Annotated in this window: 23 protein-coding genes; 18 read left to right on the top strand and 5 right to left on the bottom strand. The window is 69.7% G+C overall.

The annotated features are described in order from the left end of the window. Positions 1–68: 68 nt before the first annotated feature. Positions 69–380: a hypothetical protein gene (locus AB0N89_RS19040; RefSeq protein WP_364206041.1), complete on the top strand. Its 312-nt coding sequence runs from the start codon at positions 69–71 to the stop codon at positions 378–380. Here AB0N89_RS19040 and AB0N89_RS19035 read toward each other — a convergent pair. Continuing rightward, entirely contained in the window at positions 377–1,003 is a 627-nt protein-coding gene (locus tag AB0N89_RS19035) for a DUF402 domain-containing protein (RefSeq protein WP_364206039.1), read from the bottom strand. The genes AB0N89_RS19040 and AB0N89_RS19035 overlap by 4 nt on opposite strands. Beyond that, complete coding sequence (locus AB0N89_RS19030) at positions 996–1,886, bottom strand: hypothetical protein (protein WP_364206037.1); 891 nt, start codon at positions 1,884–1,886, stop codon at positions 996–998. Before AB0N89_RS19030 ends, AB0N89_RS19035 begins: the two co-directional genes overlap by 8 nt. 111 nt (positions 1,887–1,997) lie before the next feature. Here AB0N89_RS19030 and AB0N89_RS19025 point away from each other — a divergent pair, with 111 nt between their 5' ends. The 3 genes from AB0N89_RS19025 (at position 1,998) to AB0N89_RS19015 (ending at position 5,074) form a co-directional block, all read left to right on the top strand. Next, a complete protein-coding gene (locus AB0N89_RS19025) occupies positions 1,998–3,500 on the top strand; it encodes a leucyl aminopeptidase (RefSeq protein ID WP_364206035.1) in 1,503 nt (500 codons plus the stop codon). Between the two features lie 104 nt (positions 3,501–3,604). Then, positions 3,605–4,588 carry an SMI1/KNR4 family protein gene (locus AB0N89_RS19020; protein ID WP_364206033.1) on the top strand — a complete coding sequence of 328 codons (984 nt, stop codon included), beginning with the start codon at positions 3,605–3,607 and terminating at the stop codon, positions 4,586–4,588. A 33-nt stretch (positions 4,589–4,621) separates the two neighbouring features. Next, positions 4,622–5,074, top strand: coding sequence for a GNAT family N-acetyltransferase (locus tag AB0N89_RS19015; RefSeq protein WP_364206031.1), 453 nt, complete (start codon positions 4,622–4,624; stop codon positions 5,072–5,074). A 5-nt stretch (positions 5,075–5,079) separates the two neighbouring features. Here AB0N89_RS19015 and AB0N89_RS19010 read toward each other — a convergent pair whose 3' ends face one another. Continuing rightward, positions 5,080–5,424: an oxidoreductase gene (locus AB0N89_RS19010; RefSeq protein WP_364206029.1), complete on the bottom strand. Its 345-nt coding sequence runs from the start codon at positions 5,422–5,424 to the stop codon at positions 5,080–5,082. A 214-nt stretch (positions 5,425–5,638) separates the two neighbouring features. On the opposite strand from AB0N89_RS19010, the gene lpdA reads away from it, so the two are divergent. The 7 genes from lpdA (at position 5,639) to lipB (ending at position 12,838) form a co-directional block, all read left to right on the top strand. Beyond that, the gene (gene lpdA / locus AB0N89_RS19005; protein WP_364206027.1) at positions 5,639–7,012 is read left to right on the top strand and encodes a dihydrolipoyl dehydrogenase; all 1,374 of its coding nucleotides are present in this window, start codon (positions 5,639–5,641) and stop codon (positions 7,010–7,012) included. Between the two features lie 59 nt (positions 7,013–7,071). Then, positions 7,072–8,838, top strand: coding sequence for a 2-oxoglutarate dehydrogenase, E2 component, dihydrolipoamide succinyltransferase (sucB, locus tag AB0N89_RS19000; RefSeq protein ID WP_364206025.1), 1,767 nt, complete (start codon positions 7,072–7,074; stop codon positions 8,836–8,838). Between the two features lie 131 nt (positions 8,839–8,969). Beyond that, positions 8,970–10,052 carry a serine hydrolase gene (locus tag AB0N89_RS18995; RefSeq protein WP_364206023.1) on the top strand — a complete coding sequence of 361 codons (1,083 nt, stop codon included), beginning with the start codon at positions 8,970–8,972 and terminating at the stop codon, positions 10,050–10,052. Between the two features lie 21 nt (positions 10,053–10,073). Then, positions 10,074–10,574, top strand: coding sequence for a helix-turn-helix domain-containing protein (locus AB0N89_RS18990; RefSeq protein WP_364206021.1), 501 nt, complete (start codon positions 10,074–10,076; stop codon positions 10,572–10,574). Between the two features lie 14 nt (positions 10,575–10,588). Next, a complete protein-coding gene (locus AB0N89_RS18985; RefSeq protein ID WP_364206019.1) occupies positions 10,589–11,473 on the top strand; it encodes a TIGR01777 family oxidoreductase in 885 nt (294 codons plus the stop codon). Next, positions 11,470–12,084 carry a phosphatase PAP2 family protein gene (locus tag AB0N89_RS18980; protein ID WP_364206018.1) on the top strand — a complete coding sequence of 205 codons (615 nt, stop codon included), beginning with the start codon at positions 11,470–11,472 and terminating at the stop codon, positions 12,082–12,084. Before AB0N89_RS18985 ends, AB0N89_RS18980 begins: the two co-directional genes overlap by 4 nt. Positions 12,085–12,094: 10 nt before the next feature. After that, complete coding sequence (gene lipB, locus AB0N89_RS18975) at positions 12,095–12,838, top strand: lipoyl(octanoyl) transferase LipB (RefSeq protein WP_364206016.1); 744 nt, start codon at positions 12,095–12,097, stop codon at positions 12,836–12,838. A 310-nt stretch (positions 12,839–13,148) separates the two neighbouring features. Here lipB and AB0N89_RS18970 read toward each other — a convergent pair whose 3' ends face one another. Both AB0N89_RS18970 and AB0N89_RS18965 read right to left on the bottom strand, forming a co-directional pair. Then, positions 13,149–14,084, bottom strand: a complete 936-nt coding sequence (locus AB0N89_RS18970; protein WP_364206014.1) for an LLM class F420-dependent oxidoreductase — start codon at positions 14,082–14,084, stop codon at positions 13,149–13,151. Positions 14,085–14,108: 24 nt separating this feature from the next. Then, on the bottom strand, positions 14,109–14,726 hold the full coding sequence (locus AB0N89_RS18965) for a TetR/AcrR family transcriptional regulator (RefSeq protein WP_181773782.1): 618 nt from the start codon (positions 14,724–14,726) through the stop codon (positions 14,109–14,111). A gap of 132 nt (positions 14,727–14,858) precedes the next feature. On the opposite strand from AB0N89_RS18965, the gene AB0N89_RS18960 reads away from it, so the two are divergent. The 7 genes from AB0N89_RS18960 (at position 14,859) to AB0N89_RS18930 (ending at position 21,113) form a co-directional block, all read left to right on the top strand. Next, positions 14,859–15,389, top strand: coding sequence for a hypothetical protein (locus AB0N89_RS18960; RefSeq protein WP_364206012.1), 531 nt, complete (start codon positions 14,859–14,861; stop codon positions 15,387–15,389). A gap of 43 nt (positions 15,390–15,432) precedes the next feature. After that, positions 15,433–16,389 carry an oxidoreductase gene (locus AB0N89_RS18955; RefSeq protein WP_364206010.1) on the top strand — a complete coding sequence of 319 codons (957 nt, stop codon included), beginning with the start codon at positions 15,433–15,435 and terminating at the stop codon, positions 16,387–16,389. 37 nt (positions 16,390–16,426) lie between these two features. Then, on the top strand, positions 16,427–17,428 hold the full coding sequence (gene lipA / locus AB0N89_RS18950; protein WP_364206008.1) for a lipoyl synthase: 1,002 nt from the start codon (positions 16,427–16,429) through the stop codon (positions 17,426–17,428). Positions 17,429–17,489: 61 nt separating this feature from the next. Next, positions 17,490–18,152 (top strand): DedA family protein, encoded by a 663-nt coding sequence (locus AB0N89_RS18945; protein ID WP_364206006.1) that lies wholly within the window; start codon positions 17,490–17,492, stop codon positions 18,150–18,152. 9 nt (positions 18,153–18,161) lie between these two features. Next, on the top strand, positions 18,162–19,028 hold the full coding sequence (locus AB0N89_RS18940; RefSeq protein WP_364206004.1) for a patatin-like phospholipase family protein: 867 nt from the start codon (positions 18,162–18,164) through the stop codon (positions 19,026–19,028). Positions 19,029–19,120: 92 nt separating this feature from the next. Continuing rightward, positions 19,121–20,326, top strand: coding sequence for an Ig-like domain-containing protein (locus AB0N89_RS18935; protein WP_364206002.1), 1,206 nt, complete (start codon positions 19,121–19,123; stop codon positions 20,324–20,326). A gap of 16 nt (positions 20,327–20,342) precedes the next feature. Then, on the top strand, positions 20,343–21,113 hold the full coding sequence (locus AB0N89_RS18930; protein ID WP_364206000.1) for a Sir2 family NAD-dependent protein deacetylase: 771 nt from the start codon (positions 20,343–20,345) through the stop codon (positions 21,111–21,113). The last annotated feature ends 409 nt before the right edge of the window (positions 21,114–21,522 follow it).

Genomic DNA, 21,522 nt, shown 5'->3' with positions numbered 1-21,522 from the left:
TATCTTTACCGCCTTCGAACTGTCCGTCACGACGAACACGCGGGGCCTCGCGCCCCTAGGATGGCGGCGTGACGTACAACCAGATGCAGCCCGCCCATCCGGCCCAGCCCGCCACCCCCGGCGCGGGGGCCGACGTCAAGACCTTCCTGACGGCGGTACTGCTGACCTTCGGCGTCGGCCTGCTGATGATGGACGGCTGGGCGCTGCTGAGCAGCGGCTTCGGCGCGTTCCTCGGTCTGGTCGGCGGCGGCTTCGGCGTCTTCTGGTGGCGCCACATCCACGGCAAGGTTTTCCCGCGCGAGCTGTCCACCAAGTCGGTGGTCGTCCTCGCGGTGATCAACATCGCGCTCGCGCTGCTGCTGTTCCTCGTCGCGGGCTAGAGCAACCCGTCGGGAAGGCCGGGCGCGGGCCAGTCCGGGTCCGGCCGGAAGTCGGTCCACGTGCCGTCGAAGGGGAACCGCCCGGCCGCCGCGAGCGCGCCGATCCGCTCCCCCTCCGCACGCAATCGTTCGAGCTGGCCGGCGGTGATGCGGCCCGCCAGGACGGCCTCTTCTGCCTCGTCCTCGTCCTTCCACTGCCAGCGTCCGCCGGGCTCGACGGCGACGTCGAGGATGCCGTCGATCCGGTCCGGCCCCGATAGCGTGCGCCCGAGCGGGACCTCGAGGTTGACGTACCAGTTCAGGAAGCGGCCGGCGGCATCGAAGAACCACCAGACCGACGACCATTCGTCGTCGGCGATCCGGCGCAGCGTCGAGGTGTCGCGCCAGAAATCGGCCACCCGCACCCGCGGCACCCGGAACCGCTCCTGGAGCGGCGCCTCGCGGAAGAGCCGCCCGTCGGCGAGCCTGCTGCCGATGATCGGGGTGTCCGCGGGGAGCCAGCCGAGCAGCACGGTGCCGTCGTCGGCGATGACACGCAGCGGGTGATGCTGGCCGATCGAGCCGTCCGGTCGCAGGAACCGCTCGACGACCGTGTCGCCCGGGGTCCAGAGAGGATCATGCACGCCTTGAACGGTCACTCCTCGAACGGTACCGACGGGCGCGGACCCGCAGAACCAGTTCGGCGAGCGTTCCCACTCCCGCGAGCCCGAGGGCCACGACCGGCCCAGCGAAGGCGGCGGCGACGGCCACGATCAGTCCACAAGCGAGTGTCGTCTTCGGACGTTCCGGGGAAAGCCGCTCCCGGCCGTCGGTGAAGGCGTCGACCGCGACGGGCACGGTCGCCACGGCGACCACCACGGGCAGCACCGGGAGCAGCGAGACCGCGTCGGCCGCGGCCAGCAGCTCGCGGAACGACGTCGCCGAAAGCCCCAGCCGGATCGGTCCCAGCTGGTAGAGGGCGACGGCGATGATCGCCACGGCCACCGCGCCCACCATGGCCGCGCGGCCCGCGCCGGGACGCCGGGGCAGCAGGAACGGCAGCAGTACCAGCACGGCGAGGCCGAGACCGGGCACGGACGGCGGATCCGGCGCGATGAACTGGGCCAGAGGCGGGATGCCGACGCAGATCGCGATCAGGGACGCGGCCGCGACCAGCAGCAGGCCGGTGACCCAGCGGGCGGCGTAGTCACCGAGACGGACCCCGGCCAGGTCGGCGACGGCCGCCACCACGGCGAACACCGCGGCGGCGGCACCCGGCGCGGAGGGGAAGACGTACTGCCCGAACGTCGTCACGAAGACCACGACCAGGCCCAACCGCGAAACGGCACCCGCGATCCGCTCGGGCCGGGTGTCCCCCACCGGCGGCAGCAATGCCTCGGCCGCGACGGCGAGGACGACCGCGACCACGGCGGCGAGGAGTACCCAATAGTCCGCTCCGGAGGTGCCCACCGCGAGTGCGATGAGCAGACCGCCCGCCAGCCGCACGCCGTCTCCCTTCCTGTACACCGAGTGACCCGGTCGGCCCCGCTGTTCCCCCAGGTCCCGCTGTCATTAGCATGGCTCACGATCCAACCGGGCGGCCGCCCGGTACCACCGCGAACGCGCGAGGAGCCAGAAGTGACCGTGCCGAAGCTTGCCCTGACCGAGAACGCCGAAGCGGCGCTGGCCAAGACGCGCGCCGACGTCGTCGTCATCGGAACTCTGCAGGGCGAAGACGGCCTGGCGCTCGCCGCCGGCTCCTCCGTCGCCGATGCCGCCTTCGACGGCAAGCTCGCCGAGGTCCTCGGCACCCTCGGCGCCTCCGGCAAGGCCGACGAGGTCGTCAAGGTACCGACGCTGGGCAAGCTGTCCGCCGGTGTGGTCCTGGCCGTCGGCCTCGGCAAGGCGGGCGCGGACGGCGTCACCGCCGAGCAGGTCCGCCGGGGCGCCGGTGCCGCCGCGCGGGCGCTGAGCGGAACCGACCGCGCGTTCGTCACGCTGTCGGCGATCGACCTGCAGGCCGCCGTCGAGGGCACCGCGCTCGGCGCCTACGACTTCACCGAGTACCGCTCGGAGAAGGGCGACGGCCCGGTCGCGAAGGTCGACTTCGTGAGCCCCGAAGAGGGCACCGCCAAGGACCACAAGGCGACGCTGAAGGCCGCCACCTTCATCGCGGAGTCGGTCATCATCGCCCGCGACCTGATCAACACCCCGCCGAACGACCTGTTCCCGGCCTCCTTCGCCGACCGCGCGAAGACGCTGGCCGAGGCGAGCGGCCTCGACTTCGAGGTCCTCGACGAGAAGGCCCTCAAGCGCAAGGGCTTCGGCGGCATCCTCGGCGTCGGCGGCGGTTCGTCGCGGCAGCCGCGCCTGCTGCGCGTCGCCTACAAGCCGGCGAAGGCGTCGAAGAAGGTCGCGCTGGTCGGCAAGGGCATCACCTTCGACTCGGGCGGCATTTCGATCAAGCCCGCCGCGAACATGGACCACATGACCTCGGACATGTCGGGCGCGGCCGCCGTGCTCGCCTCCGTGGTGCTGGCCGCGAAGCTGAAGTACCCGCTCGAGGTCGTCGCGCACATCCCGCTGGCGGAGAACCTGCCCTCGGCCACCTCGTACCGGCCGGGCGACGTGCTCAGCATGTACGGCGGCAAGACCGTCGAGGTGCTCAACACCGACGCCGAAGGCCGTCTCGTGCTGGCCGACGCGATGGTGCGCGCGGGCGAGGAGAACCCCGACTACCTGATCGAGACCTCGACCCTGACCGGCGCGCAGGTCGTCGCGCTCGGCAACCGCACCGCGGGCGTCATGGGCTCGGACGAGTTCCGCGATCGTGTCGCGTCGATCGCGCAGGCGACCGGTGAGGGCGGCTGGGCCATGCCGCTGCCGGAGGAGCTGCGCGCCGACCTCGACTCGCGTCTCGCCGACCTCGCGAACGTGACCGGGCACCGCTGGGGCGGCATGCTCGCCGCGGGCATCTTCCTGCGCGAGTTCGTCGCGGAGGGCCTGCCCTGGGCGCACATCGACATCGCGGGCCCGTCGTTCAACACCGCCGGACCGTGGGGCTACACCGGCAAGGGCGGCACCGGCGTCCCGGTCCGCACCATCGCCGCGCTCCTCGCGGACATCGCCGCCAACGGCTGATCTCTTTCGCGCGTGAAGGCCCCCTTCCCTCGGCTGAGCCGAGGGAAGGGGGCCTTCACGCGCTTCACGGCCGCCGGGTCGCCCGGTATGGCAGGGTCGGTGCCGTGGACAAGGACGCGTATCTCGAAGACGCGATCAAGGACGTGCTCAGCGGCGACGAGGCGACGCTCGACGACCGGATCGGGCACGCGGCGCTGCTGTTCGCCGCGTCCGGCGACCTGGCCGAAGCCGACAGGCTGGTCACGCATTGGCACGCGCTCACCGAGCGTCCCGTCACGACGCTGGTCCCGGGCGCGGTGCGGGCCCGCGCGTGGGCGATGCTCTTCGAAGCGCGAGGGGCGCATCCGGAGTGGGCCGCGGCGATGATCCCGCTCGATCTCGACGCCGAGGAACGCGCCCACGACGAGTACCTCGCCCGGCGGGTGTCCGATCTCGACGGCCTGCTCGGCGACTCCCCGATCGGCGAGGTCGTCTCGCACCTCGGGCCGTCGCGGCCCGATCGGTTGCGCGAGGCCGTCGCGCGGGGCGATCTGGAGGCCTGGGCCGAAATCGCGTCGCGACAGAGCCGTCCGGACGTCGCCGTGCTGGCGGCGACCCGGCGGCTCGCGCCGAGGCTCGCCGGCGGCGCGGACCCGCTCGGGCTCGGCGCTTGGTCCGGCTTGTGCGCCGGGGCGCTGGTCGCGGCACTTTACGAGCGCTACCCGCCCGACACCGGCTCTTGGCGCGACATCGTCGACGGCGTCCTCCGGCTTCGCGGTGGTGGCACCGCGCCCCCGGCGGCGTCCCCCCGCACCATCGGCGCGGCCGAGGCGCGGCTCGGGCTCCGGCTGCCCGACGACTACCGCGAGTTCCTCCGGACCTGCGACGGCCTGCCCGCCGACGTCGTCTTCCCCCGGCTGCTCGGAACGGCGGAACTCCGCGCGGAAGGCGGTGTCGTCGTGATCTCGGATCCGGCCGTCGTGCTGCTGACGGCCGCCGGAGAGCGGTGGCGGACGGTCGAGATCGACCCCGCGCTCGGCACGACCGTCCATCCGACGTTCCGCGCGCTGCTGGAGCGCCACTTGCTCCTTTTGGCCCAATCCGCGTGAAATCCGTCGGGGCGCGTCGCTAGCTTCGCGACCATGACCGATCTCACGCTCGCGAAGATCACCCGGGACAACGTCGGCGCCGCCTGCTCGATCACCGTCGAACCGCATCAGGAGTCCTACGTGGCTCCCGTGGCCCGGTCACTCGCCGAGGCCTACGCGCAGCCCGAAGTCGCCTGGCCGCGCCTGATCCTCGACGACGGCGAACCGGTCGGGTTCGTGATGGGCGCGTTCGACCCGGACTGCCCGATCGACTACTTCCGCTGCGGGATCTGGCGGCTCAATGTCGCGGCCGGACGGCAAGGCAAGGGCTACGGCCGTTTCGCCGTCGAGACCGTCCTGGACGAGGCGCGGCGCCGCGGCCGACACCGGGCCACGACCCTCTGGGTCCCGGGCGAGCACAGCCCGGAGGCGTTCTACCTGCGGCTCGGCTTCCGCGACACCGGCACCGTCCACGACGGACAGCACGTCGGCGAGATCGACCTCTGACCGCCTCAGGCTTCGCCGCGCTTCTTCCGCTCGGTGTACTCGCGCATCCGCTTCGGGTAACCGACCCTCGCGACCTCGTACACGGGGATCGACCGTTTGTGACCGAACTGCTGCGCCGCGTCCAGGCTCTCGATCCGGCGCCGCGTCCACTCACCGTCATGGGCGATGAGGACGACCGTGGTCTCGGTGACGTTGGTCTTCGGCTCCACATAGGCCTCGACACCGGTCCGTGAGGCGGCCCACTCCTCGAGATGCTTGAAGTCGGTTGAAGAGGCTTTCCGCAGCGTACCGGGCTTTTGCCCGCCTTTAGAGCGCCGGCGCAGCGAGTCGAACAGACCCACTCCGACCACCTCACTTCCCATTCGCGTCCGATGTCCATTATCCCGACGCGGGCGTGTGCTCAGCGTGGCGGTCCGCGCGGGCCGTGTCCCGTGGGTCACAGGACGCGGCCTAGGTCGCAGGCTCTCCACACGTAGTGACAAGATGGCAAGTGTCCGCGCGCGCGTATACCGCGCGGAGCGGCGCCAGAGCACCACCCCTACCGCTTGCCGAGGAGTTATTGAAGTGACCGACACCTCCGCCGACCTTGTGATCCTGGGTGGCGGATCGGGCGGCTACGCCGCCGCGTTCCGCGCGGCCGAGCTGGGCCTTTCCGTCACCCTGATCGAAAAGGACAAGCTTGGCGGGACGTGCCTCCACCGAGGCTGCATCCCGACCAAGGCCCTCCTGCACGCGGCGGAGGTCGCCGACGAGACCCGCGACGCCGAGACCTTCGGCGTCAAGGCCGTGCTGGAAGGCATCGACATCGCCGGGGTCAACAAGTACAAGGACGGGATCGTCTCCCGCCTGTACAAGGGCCTCCAGGGCCTGGCCAAGGCGCACAAGGTGAACCTCGTCGAGGGCACCGGGACGTTCGTCGGCGGCACGACCGTCGAGGTCGACGGCACCCGCTACACCGGCAAGAACGTCATCCTCGCCACCGGCTCGTACTCGAAGACGCTGCCCGGCCTGGAGCTGGGCGGCCGCATCATCGCGAGCGAGCAGGCGCTTTCGCTGGACTACATCCCGAAGAAGGCCATCGTTCTCGGCGGTGGTGTCATCGGTGTCGAATTCGCGTCCGTCTGGGCGTCCTTCGGCGTCGACGTCACCATCGTGGAGGCGCTGCCCCGCCTGGTCCCGAACGAGGACGAGTACGCGTCCAAGCAGCTCGAACGCGCTTTCCGTCGTCGCAAGATCGCCTTCAAGACCGGCGTCCGGTTCACCGGCGCCAAGCAGGACGACAACGGCGTGAGCGTGTCGCTGGAGTCCGGCGAGACGCTGGAAGCCGACCTGCTGCTGGTCGCCGTGGGCCGCGGCCCGAACTCGGCGGGCCACGGGTACGAGGAGGCCGGCGTCAAGATGGAGCGCGGCTTCGTCCTCACCGACGACCGCCTGCGCACCAACCTGCCGAACGTCTACGCCGTCGGTGACATCGTCCCGGGTCTGCAGCTCGCGCACCGCGGGTTCCAGCAGGGCATCTTCGTCGCGGAAGAGATCGCCGGCCAGGAGCCGCGCGTGATCGACGAGAGCGGCATCCCGCGCGTCACCTACTCGCACCCCGAGGTCGCTTCGGTCGGCCTGACCGAGTCGCAGGCGAAGGAGAAGTACGGCTCCGACGTCACCACCTTCACCTACGACCTCGGCGGCAACGGCAAGAGCCAGATTCTCAAGACCTCCGGTGGGGTCAAGCTGATCAAGGCTCCGGAAGGGCCGGTCGTGGGCGTGCACATGGTGGGCGACCGGGTCGGCGAGCTGATCGGCGAAGCGCAGCTGATCTACAGCTGGGAGGCGTTCCCCGAGGACGTGGCCCCGCTCATCCACGCGCACCCCACTCAGACCGAGGCCCTCGGTGAGGCGTTCCTCGCCCTGGCGGGCAAGCCGCTGCACGTCCACAGCTGACGTCTCACCGTCGAAGAACCAGAAGACCAAGCAAGACATATCAAGGGAGTCAGCGAACGATGGCCTACTCCGTCACGTTGCCGGAGCTCGGTGAGAGCGTCACCGAGGGCACCGTCACCCGGTGGTTGAAGCAGGAGGGCGACACCGTCGAGGTCGACGAGCCGTTGCTCGAGATCTCCACGGACAAGGTCGACACCGAGGTCCCGTCCCCGGTCGCCGGCAAGGTCGTGAAGATCAGCGCCCAGGAAGACGAGACCGTCGAGGTCGGCGGCGAGCTCGCCGTCATCGACGACGGGACCGGCGGGGTGCCGGAGTCCTCCGGTTCCGCCGAGCCCGCCGCCGAAGAGGCGCAGCCCGAGCCGGAGCCGGAGCCCGCGAAGGAAGAGGCCGCCGCGCCGTCCCAGCCGGACACCGCGCCCGCCTCCGGCGGCGAAGGCACCGAGGTGAAGCTGCCCGAGCTGGGCGAGAGCGTCACCGAGGGCACCGTCACCCGGTGGCTCAAGCAGGTCGGCGACAGCGTCGAGGTCGACGAGCCGCTGCTCGAGATCTCCACGGACAAGGTCGACACCGAGGTCCCGTCGCCGGTCGCCGGCACCGTGCTGGAGATCCGCGCCGGTGAGGACGAGACCGTCGAGGTCGGCGGTGTGCTCGCGGTGATCGGTGCCGCCGGTTCCGCCCCGGCCCCGAAGGCCGCCGAGCCGAAGCCGGAACCCAAGCCCGAGCCGAAGCCGGAGCCCAAGCCGGAACCGAAGCCCGAGCCCAAGGTCGAAGCGGCTCCCGCGCCGGCTCCCAAGGCAGAGGCGCCGAAGCCGGCCGCCCAGCCCGCGCCGAAGCCCGCCGCGGCCAGCACCGACAACGGCTCGGACAACGCGCCGTACGTCACGCCGCTGGTCCGCAAGCTCGCTTCGGAGCACGGCATCGACCTGTCGTCGCTGACCGGCAGCGGTGTCGGTGGCCGCATCCGCAAGCAGGACGTGCTCGCGGCCGCCGAAGCCAAGCAGAAGGCCGCCCCGGCTCCCGCCGCGCAGCCCGCTGCCGCCGCCCCGGCCGCCGCCGCCCCGTCGGCTCCGCGCAAGGCCGCGGTTTCGCCGGAGCTCGCGGCCCTGCGCGGCACCGTGCAGAAGGCCAGCCGGATCCGTCAGATCACCGCCACGAAGACCCGCGAGTCGCTGCAGCTTTCCGCGCAGCTCACGCAGGTCCACGAGGTGGACGTCACGAAGATCGCCAAGCTCCGCCAGCGGGCGAAGGCGGCCTTCAAGGAGCGCGAGGGCGTCAACCTGACGTTCCTGCCGTTCTTCGCGAAGGCCACCGTCGAGGCGCTCAAGCAGCACCCGAACGTCAACGCGTCCTACAACGAGGACACGAAGGAGATCACCTACCACGGTGCGGTGCACCTGGGGATCGCGGTGGACACCGAAAAGGGTCTGCTGTCGGTGGTCATCCACGACGCGGGCGAGCTGAGCCTCGCCGGTCTCGCGCACCGCATCGCCGACCTGGCGGGCCGCGCGCGTTCGGGCCAGATCAAGCCGGACGAGCTGTCGGGCGGCACCTTCACGATCACGAACATCGGCTCCAACGGCGCCCTGTTCGACACGCCGATCATCGTGCAGCCGCAGTCCGGCATGCTCGGTACCGGCGCGGTCGTGAAGCGTCCGGTCGTGATCGCGGACGCCGACGGCAACGACACGATCGCCGTCCGGTCGATGGCGTTCCTGCCGCTGACCTACGACCACCGCCTGGTGGACGGGGCCGACGCGGGCCGCTTCGTCACGACGATCAAGCAGCGTCTGGAAGAGGGCAACTTCGAGGACGAGCTCGGTCTCTGATCCTCCGGTAGTCCGTGAAGGCCCTCGTCCCGCTTCGGCGGGGCGGGGGCCTTCACCTTTCCCCGCGGTTGACACCCACCCTCGACTCTAGTATTCCGGAATTACGGAAAACAAGAGGGAGGGTGTTGCCCATGCTGACCAGACGCCATCTGCTGGCGGGCGCGGCCGCCGGATCGGCCGCGCTGCTGCTGCCGGGAACGGCGAGCGCGGCCCAGCCGGACACGACGACACAACAGGGCTGGCTCGACTGGATCGCCGCGCACCGGCGCGACGTCTCCGTCCTGATCGACGACGGCGCGGGCCGCCGTGCCGCCCGCGACGCCGACGTCCGGCGCGTCATGGCCTCGTCGATCAAGGTCGTGCACCTCAGCGCGTACGCCGTCGCCGTCGCCGAGGGCAGGCTCGATCCGAAGGAACGGATCCGCGTCGGCGACTGGGACGCCCACCACCCGTTCGTCGGCGACGGCCGCGCGCATTTCCAGGCACTCACCCAGCTGGGCATCCCCTGCGACGACTACGGCATCGCCAAGGATCCCGAGCAGCGTGTCCCCCTGGCCAGGCTCGCCGAAGCGATGATCTTCTACAGCGACAACGCCGCCACGGACTACCTCCGCACCCGGCTCGGCGACCCCGCCCTCCAGCGCGCCGCGGCACGGGGTGGCTGGATACGGCCCGACACCCGCTCCCTCGGCGGCGAGATCTTGATGCTGATCTTGCCGGAGTACGCTCCTCCGCCCGGCAGTCCCGCAGCAGTCCGCCGGGCGATGGGCGACGCGGTCGCGCGCCGGTTCGTCCGCGATCCGGCGTTCCGCGCCGAAGTGTTCCGACGCTGGCCGGAGATGCCGAGCGACCCCGAAACCGTGTGGCGGTGGTTCAAGGGTCATGGCCAGGGGTCGGCTTCGGACCTGTTCGCACTTCACCGCAGCATCGCGAAGGGCCTGTACGCGCCCGCACGCGAGATACTCGCGGGACCACTGGCCGACCGCGTGCCCGCCGGGGCGAGTGAAGTGCTCTTCAAGGCCGGAAGCCTGCCCCGCTCACTGACCGTCGGGCTTTCGGTCCGCTGGCCGGGTGGACGTTCGGGCACGGCGGCCGTCCTGCTCACCGGCGTGAGCGACCAGGACACGGCGAACGCCTCAGCGCTCATCGACGCGGTGATCGCCGCACTGGCCGACCCGGCGCGGTTCGCCGCCCTGGAGCGAGCGCTCTGCTGACCGAAGGTATAGATATCCGGTATGGACGCTGAGCTCGCCGACCGGATCGCCGCCCTCGAAGCACGGGTCGCCGCGCTCGAAAGTCAGCACAGTCAGCACCAGGCCGAGTCCGCGGCGAGCCCCGGCGGCCTGGTCGGCTATCACGGCGAGCTGACCGACCCCCTCGAAGTGAACTGGGCGATCACCGTCACGCCCGGTCCGATGCTGGCGTTCGCGGACGGGCCGCGGGTCGAGGTGCTCGCGGCCCTGTCCAGCACCGCGCGGGTGGCGCTCGTGCGGACGCTGGCCGAGAAGGGCGCGCAGACCGCCCCCGCCCTGCAAGAGGCCGCCGAACTCGGCTCGCCGGGCCAGCTGTACCACCATCTCAAGGCGCTGACCGGCGCCGGGATCGTCGAGCAGGACAAGCGTGGCAGCTACCGGCTCCGGCCTACCGCGACGATCCCGGTGCTGGTGCTGCTCACCGCCGCGTCCGACGTCGCCGGGCAACTGAAGAACCTGAGCGTGCGGCCGGATCGCGGATAGGCAACGATCGGATCATGCGAGTTCTGATCGCGGGTTCGAGCGGACTGATCGGCACCTCCCTGACGAAGCGGTTGCGCGGCTCCGGACACGAAGTGGTCCGCCTGGTGCGCCGGGAGGAGCGAAGCAGCGACGAACGCCGCTGGGACCCTCCCGCCGGGGAGATCGCGGACGGCGCGCTCGACGGAGTCGACGCCGTGGTAAACCTCGCGGGCGCGCCGCTGCTGCCCGGACGCTGGAGCGCGGCCCGCAAACAGGTCCTGCTCGACAGCCGGGTCGAACCGACGGAAGTCCTCGCGGAAGCCGTCGCCGAACACGGAATCCCCTTGCTGGTCAACGCTTCCGCTGTCGGCTACTACGGCGACCCCGGACCGTCCCTTGTGGACGAATCGAGTCCGGCGGGGCGCGGTTTCCTCGCCGAGCTCTGCACCGCTTGGGAAGGCGCCACCGAGACCGCGGCCACCGCGGGCGCTCGTGTCGTGCGCATCCGCACCGGGCTGGTGCTCGCGCGCAAGGGCGGTCTCCTCGACGTCCTGCGCCCACTGTTCCGCCTGGGACTCGGCGGGAAGCTCGGCGACGGCAAGCAGTACATGCCGTGGATCTCCCTCGACGACGAGGTCGGCGCGATCGTCTTCGCGCTGGAGAACGAATCCTTGTCCGGCGCGGTGAACCTCTCCGGACCCCAGCCCGCCACGAACGCGGCCTTCACCAAGGCTTTGGGCCACGCCGTGCACCGGCCGGCGTTCTGGCAGGTTCCCGGGTTCGCCATGAAGATCGCCCTCGGCCAGGCAGCCGAGGAGATGGCGCTGTTCGGGCAGCGCGCCATGCCCAAGGCACTGGAGGAAGCAGGGTACGAGTTCCACCACCCGACCCTGGAGGACGCGCTGGCCGCCGCGACATGACCGCGCGGCGCGGCCTGTACACCCTCGCCGGAACCGTTCTGCTGATCGGTTTCGTCGTCCTCGGGCTGTCCGTCGACCGGCGGCCGCCGCCGGTGGACGTCGCCCTCGCCGACACGTTCCGCGGGCAGTACGCCCGGCCCCTCGGGCACGTCGCCGACCTGGTCACGAACGTGCTCGGCCCGGTCCTGCCGTTCGCGCTGGGCGCGGTGCTGGTGGTGCTCGCCCTGCGCCGCCGGGAGCTGACCGCGTTGTGCGTCAAACTGGCCGTCGTGCTGGTGCTGTGCCGCCTGACCAGCCTGATCGCCAAACCGCTGTTCTATCGGGACCGGCCCCGCGAATTCCCCGATCCCAGCTATCCGAGCGGGCACGTCGTCGCCGTCGCCTGCACGGGATTCGTGGCGGTATTGCTGTGCGCTTGGACACGCCCGCATCTGACGCGTCTCGCGATCACCATCGCCGTCGCGGCGACGCTCGTGGGCGCGTTTTGCCGCATCGTGCTGGGTGTGCACTGGCTGACCGACACGGCGGGATCCGTGCTCGCGGTGGGGGGTGTGGGCCTGATTTCGGCGGCCGGGCTGGGGCTGCTGCCCCGGCCGGAAGACCCGGCGTAGTGTCGCTCAGGTGAGCTCTTCGACCACGTCATGCCGTGCCGCCACCGAGCCCGTCGACGTCCGCGAGATCGGGACGATCGACTACACCGAAGCCTGGGAACTCCAGCGCCGCCACGTGACCGCCCGTGCCGACGGCGAAGGCCCCGACACCATGCTTCTGCTGGAGCACCCGTCGGTGTACACCGCGGGCAAGCGCACCGAGGCCGAGGACAGGCCGACGGACGGCACCCCGGTGATCGACGTCGACCGCGGCGGGAAGATCACCTGGCACGGTCCCGGCCAGCTGGTCGGCTACCCGATCGTCAAACTCGCCGACCCGATCGACGTCGTGCACTACGTGCGGCGTCTCGAAGAAGCCCTGATCACCGTCTGCGACCAGCTCGGCGTGCACACCGGCCGGGTCGAGGGCCGCAGTGGCGTGTGGATCCCCGCCGACGACCGCGGCGTGGAGCGGAAGATCGCCGCGATCGGCATCCGCGTGCAGCGCGGCGTGACCATGCACGGTTTCGAACTGAACTGCAACGCCGACCTGGGCGCCTTCGACAAGATCGTCCCGTGCGGCATCAGGGACGCGGGCGTGACGTCGCTGTCCTACGAGCTCGACCGCGAGGTCACCGTGGCGTCGGTGCTGCCGATGGCGCGCGACGCCGTGCTCGCGGCGCTGGAAGGCGACCTCCCGGTGAACGACGAGCGCTGGTTGCCGCGTCCCGAGGCACCCGCCGCCCCCGGCGTCACTTTCGCCTTGCAGAACTGAGATCTGCGAAGATCACCGGTACGGCCGCCGGAAACGCCGGAGGTCGTACTGGGAGGAAGTCATGCGCAAGTTTCGCGCGTTCTGGCGGCGGCCGGTATCGCGGTCGCCGCTTCGGTGAGCCGGCGGCCACGGCGGGGCGAAGTACGCCTGGGCGAGCTGCACCGCGTATCCCGGCCACAGGTGCGGAGTCCTACCGCACCACCTCCTGGCCCGCGAAGATCCTGGGCATCGGCGTCGAGATCCAGTGACCCCGAGTACATGAAGGCCCCCTTCCTTGCGCCTGGCGCAAGGAAGGGGGCCTTCATGTACTTCAGTCCAGCTGAGGCGCGACCTCGGAGGCGATCAGCTCGACCTGGTCCAGATCCGAGAGGTCCAGCAGCTGCAGGTAGAGCCGGGTGATCCCGGTCTTCTCGCGCCAGTCCCCGATCTTCTCGACGATCTCCGACGGCGTCCCCGCCAGGCCGTTCTCCCGCAGTTCGCCCACCTCGCGCCCGAGGACACCGGCGCGCTTGGCGACCTCGGCCTCGTCGCGTCCCACGGCGACGACGAGCGCGGCCGAGCGGATGATCTCCTTGGGGTCGCGCCCGATCTCGCGCGCGGCGTCGTCGACGCGGCCGAACTGCTCGGCGGCGGCTTCCGCGGACGCGAACGGCAGGTTGAACTCGTCGGCGTAGCGGGCGGCGAGCGCCGGAGTGCGCTTCTTGCCGCCACCACCGATGATCACCGGAGGCCGGGGCTGTTGCGCCGGCTTGGGCAGGCCGGGCGAGTCGACGAGCTTGTAGTGCTCGCCGTCGAAGGAGAACGTCTCCCCTTCCGGCGTCTCCCACAGCCCGGTGACCACCGCGAGCTGCTCGGCATAACGGTCGAAGCGCTCCTTCAGCGGCGGCAGGTCGAGGCCGTACGCGGTGTGCTCGTCGTCGTACCAGCCCGAACCGAGGCCGAGTTCGACGCGGCCACCGGACATCTGGTCCACCTGCGCGACCGAGATCGCGAGCACCGACGGATGCCGGAAGGTGGCGGCGGTGACGAGCGTGCCCAGCCGCACCCTGCTGGTCTCACGGGCGAGACCCGCGAGGGTGATCCACGCGTCGGTCGGCCCCGGAAGCCCGGTCGCCGACCCCATCTTCAGGTAGTGATCGCTGCGGAAGAAGGCGTCGTAACCCGCGTCCTCGGTGGCCTTGGCCACCCGGAGCAGGTCTTCGTAGCTGGCCCCCTGCTGGGGCTCGGTAAAGATCCTGAGGTCCACGCCGTCACCCTATAGACGGAGTGCTCAGCTCGCTTTCCCGTGCTCGGCGGACGGAACACGGCGGAAGCCGACGAGCAGCCGCACCAGGACCTCTTCGACCTGGGCGCTGACCTTCTTCGGCTCGGGAGACGAAGCGATCTCGATCGCGGCGCTCGACAGCGCGCCGAACAGCAGCCGCGCGGTGACGTCGACCGGGACGTCGTCGACCTCGCCGACCTCGATGAGCGACTGGATCCCGGTGCGGACCAGGCCGAAGCTGCATCGCTCCTCCGCCTCGCGCCAGCGCTCCCAGCCCATCACCACCGGCGCCTCGTGGATCGCGATCCGCTGATATGCCGGGTCGAGACAGCTCTGCAGGAAGCCGCGCAGCCCGGCGAGCGCTCGTTCCCACGGCGAGTCCGGCCCGTTCATGATCTTTTCGAGCCTGTCGAACACCTGGCTCTCGACCGTGTCGAAGGCGGCCTCGAAGAGCGCCTGCTTCCCACTGAAATGGTGGTACAGCGCGCCTTTCGTCACCCTGGCCCGCTTGGCGATCTCGTCGAGAGACGTGCCGGCGTATCCGCGTTTGGTGAACAGCTCCACGGCACTCTCGACGAGCGCCGACCGGGTGGACTCGGAATAGTCCAGCCGCCTTGACCTCATTGTCGCCACCTTCACAACTTTACGCCGCCGGTCCCGCTCCATACCCATGGTATGTTGACTGCTGTCAGGTCCGTACCGGGAGTATGCCGCAAACCTGCGGTATGAACCGGGTCACGGAGGGGAGCCCACATCATGAGCTGGAACGACTTCTACCAGCGGCGCGACATCCTCGAAGCCGCACTGCGCCAGGCGGGTCACCACCCGTCCGACGCCATCTCACTCGAAGAAATCCCTGGCGCCACCAAGTACTTCGCGACCGAAGAAGAGCTCCTGCTCGCGCTTCGGTACAAGTGGAACCAGGTGTTCGCCGGTCGCCTCCGCGCCGAGATGACCGATCCGGACTACGCCGACCAGGACCTCGCGCTCGACCGCGTCGAAGCCGTCACCCGTGCCTGGAACAGCGCCACGGCCGAACACGAGACCCTCCGCGCCGTTCTCGACGCGGGCCTCGAGCGGAGCCCGGCGCTGATCCCGTCGCACGAAGCCGAACTGCGCACCCTCGCGCTGACGGCGGGACTGGCCGACGGCGACGAACCGGCCGAAGAGATCACCAAGGTCGGCAGCGCGTTCGCCACCCTGCTCCGGCACGGCAGGCACGCGAAGCCCGCCCGCCGCCGCAGCCCGATGGGTCACCTGCTCCGGCTGCTCGCGCCGAGCGCCTGACCTGCTGTAGCGGCACCGTCGACGATGTAGTTAGGTGACCGGCATGGCTGCTCACGCGCGCTGGACCGAGGCCGACATCCCGGATCAAACCGGCCGCACCGTGTTGATCACGGGCGCGAACTCGGGGCTCGGGCTGCGCATGTCCGAGGTGCTCGCGGGCAAGGGGGCCCGCGTGCTGCTCGGCTGCCGGTCGCCGGAGCGCGGCGCCAAGGCGCTGGAACAGGTGCGCGCGGCCGCGACCGGGGAAGCGCCCGAACTCGTCCGCCTGGATCTCGCCGACCTCGATTCGGTGCGCGAAGCCGCGAAGAAGGTCGAGGAGCTGTCGGGCGGCAAGCTCGACGTCCTGGTCAACAACGCGGGTGTGATGGCGACGCCGCGCGGCCACACCAAGGACGGCTTCGAAACCCAGTTCGGCACGAACCATCTCGGGCACGCGGTGCTGACCTGGCTGCTGATGCCGTCCCTGCGCAACGGTTCGAAAGCGCGCGTCGTCACCTTGTCGAGCGTCGCCGCGACAGGCGCGCGCATCGACATCGCCGACCCGAACTTCGAACGCCGGATGTACAACCCGGGTTCGGCCTACGGCCAGTCGAAACTCGCCAATCAGGTGTTCGCGCTCGAACTCGACCGCAGGCTGCGCGCCGCGGGCGAGGACGTCGTCAGTGTGGCGGCGCACCCCGGCTACACGTGGACCGGTCTCGGTTCGGGGATGGCCCGTTCCTATCGCAACCCGGTGGTGCGCGCGCTCGTCGGCGCGGGCAACCGGATCGGCGAGCTCCTCATCGCGCAGAACGCCCGCCAGGGCACGCTTCCGCAGCTGTTCGCGGCGACCTCCCCCGAGGTCGAAGGCGGCGACTATCTCGGGCCGCGCGGGCTCGGCGGACTTCGCGGCGCCCCGGTCAAGGTGCGGCCGCTGACCCCCGCGAGGAGCGAATCGCTCGGCGCCGCGTTGTGGGACGTGACCACCAGGTTGACGGGCGTCACCCCCGACCCCGCGTGAACGGCGGCCACTACTCCGGCGGGCGTAGGGTGGCGGTGTGAGTGCTGCCCCAGATGGCCGCAAACTGTTGCGGCTCGAGGTCCGGAATTCCCAGACTCCCATCGAAAAGAAGCCGTCGTGGATCAAGACGCGCGCCCGGATGGGACCGGAGTTCACCGAACTCAAAGGCCTGGTGCGCCGCGAAGGCCTCCACACCGTCTGCGAAGAAGCCGGTTGTCCCAACATCTACGAATGCTGGGAAGACCGTGAGGCCACCTTCCTGATCGGCGGGGACCAGTGCACGCGGCGGTGTGACTTCTGTCAGATCGACACGGGCAAGCCCGCCGAGCTGGACCGCACGGAGCCTCGCAAGGTCGCCGAGAGCGTCCAGGCGATGGGCCTGCGCTATTCGACGGTGACCGGTGTGGCGCGTGATGATCTGGAGGACGGTGGCGCGTGGTTGTACGCGGAGACCGTGCGTCAGATTCACGCGTTGAACCCGGGTACCGGCGTGGAGCTGTTGATCCCGGACTTCAACGCCGATCCCGACCAGCTGGCCGAGGTGTTCGGCTCCCGCCCCGAGGTGCTCGCGCACAACGTGGAGACGGTGCCGCGGATCTTCAAGCGGATCCGTCCCGGGTTCCGGTACGCGCGGTCACTGGAAGTCATCACCAAGGCCCGCGAAGCCGGCCTGGTGACGAAGTCGAACCTGATCCTCGGCATGGGCGAGACCCCCGACGAGGTCGCGCCCGCGATGCAGGACCTCGTCGACGCGGGCTGCGAAATCCTGACGATCACCCAGTACCTGCGGCCTTCGCCTCGGCACCACCCGGTGGACCGCTGGGTCAAGCCCGAGGAGTTCGTCGAGCACTCCGACGCCGCCGAGGCCATGGGCTTCGCCGGCGTCATGGCCGGGCCGCTGGTCCGGTCCTCGTACCGCGCCGGACGTCTCTTCGCGCAGACGAAGGCCCGCCGCGGCGAACCGCTGTCGGAGAACCTGGCGCACCTCGCCGCCGAAGGGACCGCGGCCCAGGAAGCCAGCTCGCTGCTGGCCCGGTGACTCCGGTCACCCTGTCCTCGACATCGCCACCCACCAGGTCACGAATCAGTAAAGTGACCTGGTGGCGTTGGTAACGGATCTTCTGAACTGGCTGCAGGGACTCCCGGAACCGGGACTGGTCGCGGCGACCGGCGGACTGGTGTTCGCCGAATGCACCATCGGGCTCGGCTTCATCGCGCCCGGCGAATCGGGGCTGCTGGTCGCGGCCACGACGGCGACGTCGGTCTCTCGTTTCCTGACCCTGTGGGCGGTCGTGACGGTCTGCGCCGCGCTGGGCGACTCGCTCGGCTACGCGATCGGCAAACGCTTCGGTCCACGCCTGCGCGAAACGAAACTGATCCGCAAGTACGGCCTCGACGCCTGGGACAAGGCGACGGGCGTGCTCGAACGGCGAGGCGCGTGGGCGGTGTTCTTCGCACGGTTCCTCCCGGTGATCCGCACGCTGACCCCGGCCGCGTCCGGGACCTCGGGCCTGCCGTTCCGCAAGTTCCTGCCCGCGGCCGCGGCGGGAGCCGCCTGCTGGTCGGCCATCCACATCGGCATCGGCGCCGCCCTCGGTGAGGCGGCGAAGAAGGTCGAAGGCGCGCTCAACACCGGCGGCCTGGTCGTCGTCGGCGTGCTCGTCGGCGTGGCCGTGTTCTTCCTGCTGCGCTACAAGAAGAAGAAAGCGCTCGCCGTCACAGCCGAAGAAGCCACCCCGGCGAAGATCGGCTCCGAAGGCTAGATTCCGGGCATGGCCGCCTTGAACCTGCCCCAGCCGATCGGTTTCGTCCTCGGCGGTGGCGGCAGCCTCGGCGCCATGCAGGTCGGGATGCTGCGGGCCCTCACGGAAGCGGGGATCACGCCCGACCTCGTCGTCGGCACGTCGGTGGGTTCGCTGAACGCCGCCGTCCTCGCCCTCGGGGGTGAATCGGGCGACCGGCTGGACCGGATCTGGTCAAGGATGACGCGGCACGAGGCGTTCCCCGGTGGCGTGCTCAGCCAGGTGCGCACCCTGCGGCACAGCAAGACCAACCTGTTCCCCAACTCGGGACTCGCCGCGATCGTCGACGAGCACATCGGCGAGGGCGTCCGGTTCGAGGATCTCGCGCTGCCGCTCGGCGTCGTCGCGACGGACGTCGACACCGCCGAGCCGCTGCTGATCCGCTCAGGGCCCGTTCTGGCGCCCCTGCTGGCCAGTTGCGCGATTCCGGGGATCTATCCGCCGGTGCCGTTCGGGGAGCGGATGCTCTACGACGGCGGCCTGGTCGCCAACGTGCCGATGCGCCAGGCGCTCGCGATGGGCGCGAAGTCGCTCGTCGTCCTCGACTGCGCCTTCCCCGGCAAGATGCCGGGAACCCCGCAGACCTTCGCCGAGGTGATGATGTTCACCGCGATGATCAGCATGCGGAACCAGGCCGTGCTGGAAGCTCCGATCGCCGCGGCGGAGGTACCCGTGGTCTACGTGCCGGGGCCGAAGCCCGTGCGGGTCAGCCCGCTGGACTTCAGCCACACCACGGCACTGACCGCCGAAGCCTACGACGCCGCGAAGACCTATTTGGGTGAATTGAGCGTCAATGGCCCAGGTCTTTACGGCGCACCGGGCCTTGTCGTGGCGTGACGAGCAACCATCCGCCATCGTTCACGTCTTCTTGGTCGCGTACTTTTGAAAGAGAACTTTCCGCTGATCGAGCGAAGTAAAAAGAGACCTACATGTTTCCCAAGAAGACATTACTTTCGACTGCCGGAATACTCGCCGCGGTACTGCTGATCTCGGCGTGCTCGTCCTCGGGTGAAACCGGAAACGGCACTCCCAATTCGACCGGCGGCAACGCCGGATCGGACGAGACCCCGGTTTCGGTGACCATCGATCCGGCGGGCGGGACGAACGTCAATCCGGCGACCCCGGTCGTGGTCAAGGCCGAGCACGGCAAGCTGACCGACGTCACGGTCAGCAACGCCGACAAGGGCAACCAGGTGAAGGGCGAGCTGGCGAGCGACAGCCTCAGCTGGAAGACCGTCGAGCCGCTCGGCTACGGCAGTACGTACAAGATCGTGGCGCATGCCCAGGGTGCCAACGGAAAGCCTGTCGAGCAGCAGAGCAGGGTCTCCACTCTGAGCCCCAAGCAGCAGGCGAACCCGAACCTGATCCCGGCACCCGCGGCGGTCGCGTCCGGTGGCGTCGGCGTCGGACAGCCGATCGTGTTCGCCTTCGGCCAGCCGGTGAAGAACAAGGCCGACGTGGAGAAGAAGCTGTCGGTCGAGTCCACGCCGAAGCAGGAGGGCTCCTGGTACTGGATCGACGACAAGAACGTCCATTACCGGCCCAAGACGTACTGGAAGGCCGGGACGACGCTCAAGGTGTCGGCGATGATCTACGGCGTCGATTTCGGCAATGGCGTCTTCGGCGCGACCGACCGCACCGAAACCTACAAGGTGCACGATTCCTGGGTCGCAAAGGCCGACGGCAACACCGAGCAGATGCAGATCTTCCACAACGGACAGATGGTGAAGTCGATGCCCATTTCCATGGGCAAGGACGCCACGCCGACGCATTTGGGCGCGCACGTCATTTCGGACAAACACGAGAATTACACGATGGACTCGTGCACCTACGGCGTCTGTCAGGGCCAGCCGGGGTACTACAAGTCGAACGAGAAGTGGTCGCTCCGCATCTCCAACGACGGTGAGTTCGTCCACGAGAACCCGAACAGCGTCGGCTCGCAGGGCAGCGCGAACGTGTCGCACGGCTGCATCAACCTCAACGCGGCCAACGCGCAGTGGTTCTTCCAGAACATGGGACTCGGCGACGTCGTCGAGGTGACCAACTCCGGTGGCCCGCAGCTGCCGGTCTGGGACCTCTACGGCGACTGGTCGAAGTCCTGGGCGGACTGGCAGGCGGGCAGCGCGGTCAAGTAGCGGTCATCATGGGACGGTGACCACCGACCCCGATGCCGAACTGGGCAAGGCCCGCTCGCTCGTCACCGGCGCCGGCCGGATCGTCGCACTGACCGGCGCCGGTATCTCCACCGATTCGGGGATCCCCGATTTCCGCGGCCCGCAGGGCCTGTGGACCCGCGATCCGGCCGCGGAACAGATGTCCAACCTCCGGGCGTACCGAGAAAGCCGTGAGGTCCGGGAACGGACTTGGCAGGCGCGGCTGGTGCATCCCGGCTGGGATGCGTCGCCGAACGCCGCGCACCAGGCTCTCGTGCGTCTGGAGGAGTCCGGAACGCTGACGCACATCGTCACGCAGAACATCGACCGGCTGCACCAGAAGGCGGGTTCCTCGCCTGAGCGGGTGCTGGAACTGCACGGGACGATGTTCGAGTCCGTCTGCCTGTCCTGTGACGACCACCGGGACATGCGCTCGACTCTGGAGCGCGTCCGCGCCGGCGAGACCGACCCGCCCTGTCAGGTGTGTGGCGGCATCCTGAAGTCGGCCACCGTCTCTTTCGGCCAGCACCTGGACCGGAACCTGCTCCGGGCCGCTCGCGCCGCCGTCTCCGAAAGCGATCTGCTGCTCGTGGCCGGATCCTCGCTGAGCGTCCAGCCGGCCGCCTCGCTGGTGAGCGTGGCCTCGCGCGCCGGAGCCGACGTCGTGATCTGCAACGGCTCCGAAACGCCCTACGACGCCATGGCGACCGCTGTCGTCCGCGGCCCCCTCGGCGAGACCCTGCCGGCCCTCACCACTCCCCGCGTTTAGTCCTCTAGATGGGCTGTGACGTCGACCGGCTCTCGGGTCCGGTCGCTACCCGTCCCCTCCCGCCCGCCCTGCTCCGCACGCCCTAAGGCGGACCTCGCGTGATCGAACCCGTGTTTCGCGTGTCGGGGGCCGTCACTGGCGTGTTTGGGGGCGGATCTCGCGTGATCAGACGGACGACACGGGTGATCAGGCGGACGACACGGGCACCGGATGCCGGTGCTGTCGTGTCGTCCGTCTGATCACGTGTGTTCCGTCTCTGGTCACGCGTGTCACGCAGGTTGGGGTGTGTGTTGAGTTCCTTGAATGCAGAAAAAGGTCTGGGACCTGGGAGAACCTTGCGGGTTCTCGACCAGGTCCCAGACCTTTATCAATGTTAGTCCGGCGGTGTCCTACTCTCCCACAACCCTTC

This window comes from Amycolatopsis sp. NPDC089917 (genome assembly GCF_040684635.1).
Taxonomy (GTDB): Bacteria; Actinomycetota; Actinomycetes; order Mycobacteriales; family Pseudonocardiaceae; genus Amycolatopsis.
Note: the sequence above shows the minus strand (reverse complement) of the source record. Positions and strands in the feature narration are given on the sequence as shown.

Bases quoted from the DNA above. Each gene is read 5' to 3' on its own strand.
- AB0N89_RS18995 (WP_364206023.1), top strand. From the start codon at position 8,970: ATGCTGACCAGACGCCATCTGCTGGCGGGCGCGGCCGCCGGATCGGCC.
- AB0N89_RS18935 (WP_364206002.1), top strand. From the start codon at position 19,121: ATGTTTCCCAAGAAGACATTACTTTCGACTGCCGGAATACTCGCCGCG.
- AB0N89_RS18985 (WP_364206019.1), top strand. From the start codon at position 10,589: ATGCGAGTTCTGATCGCGGGTTCGAGCGGACTGATCGGCACCTCCCTG.
- AB0N89_RS18980 (WP_364206018.1), top strand. From the start codon at position 11,470: ATGACCGCGCGGCGCGGCCTGTACACCCTCGCCGGAACCGTTCTGCTG.
- AB0N89_RS18960 (WP_364206012.1), top strand. From the start codon at position 14,859: ATGAGCTGGAACGACTTCTACCAGCGGCGCGACATCCTCGAAGCCGCA.
- AB0N89_RS19015 (WP_364206031.1), top strand. From the start codon at position 4,622: ATGACCGATCTCACGCTCGCGAAGATCACCCGGGACAACGTCGGCGCC.
- AB0N89_RS18990 (WP_364206021.1), top strand. From the start codon at position 10,074: ATGGACGCTGAGCTCGCCGACCGGATCGCCGCCCTCGAAGCACGGGTC.
- AB0N89_RS18955 (WP_364206010.1), top strand. From the start codon at position 15,433: ATGGCTGCTCACGCGCGCTGGACCGAGGCCGACATCCCGGATCAAACC.
- AB0N89_RS18940 (WP_364206004.1), top strand. From the start codon at position 18,162: ATGGCCGCCTTGAACCTGCCCCAGCCGATCGGTTTCGTCCTCGGCGGT.
- AB0N89_RS18965 (WP_181773782.1), bottom strand. From the start codon at position 14,726: ATGAGGTCAAGGCGGCTGGACTATTCCGAGTCCACCCGGTCGGCGCTC.
- sucB (WP_364206025.1), top strand. From the start codon at position 7,072: ATGGCCTACTCCGTCACGTTGCCGGAGCTCGGTGAGAGCGTCACCGAG.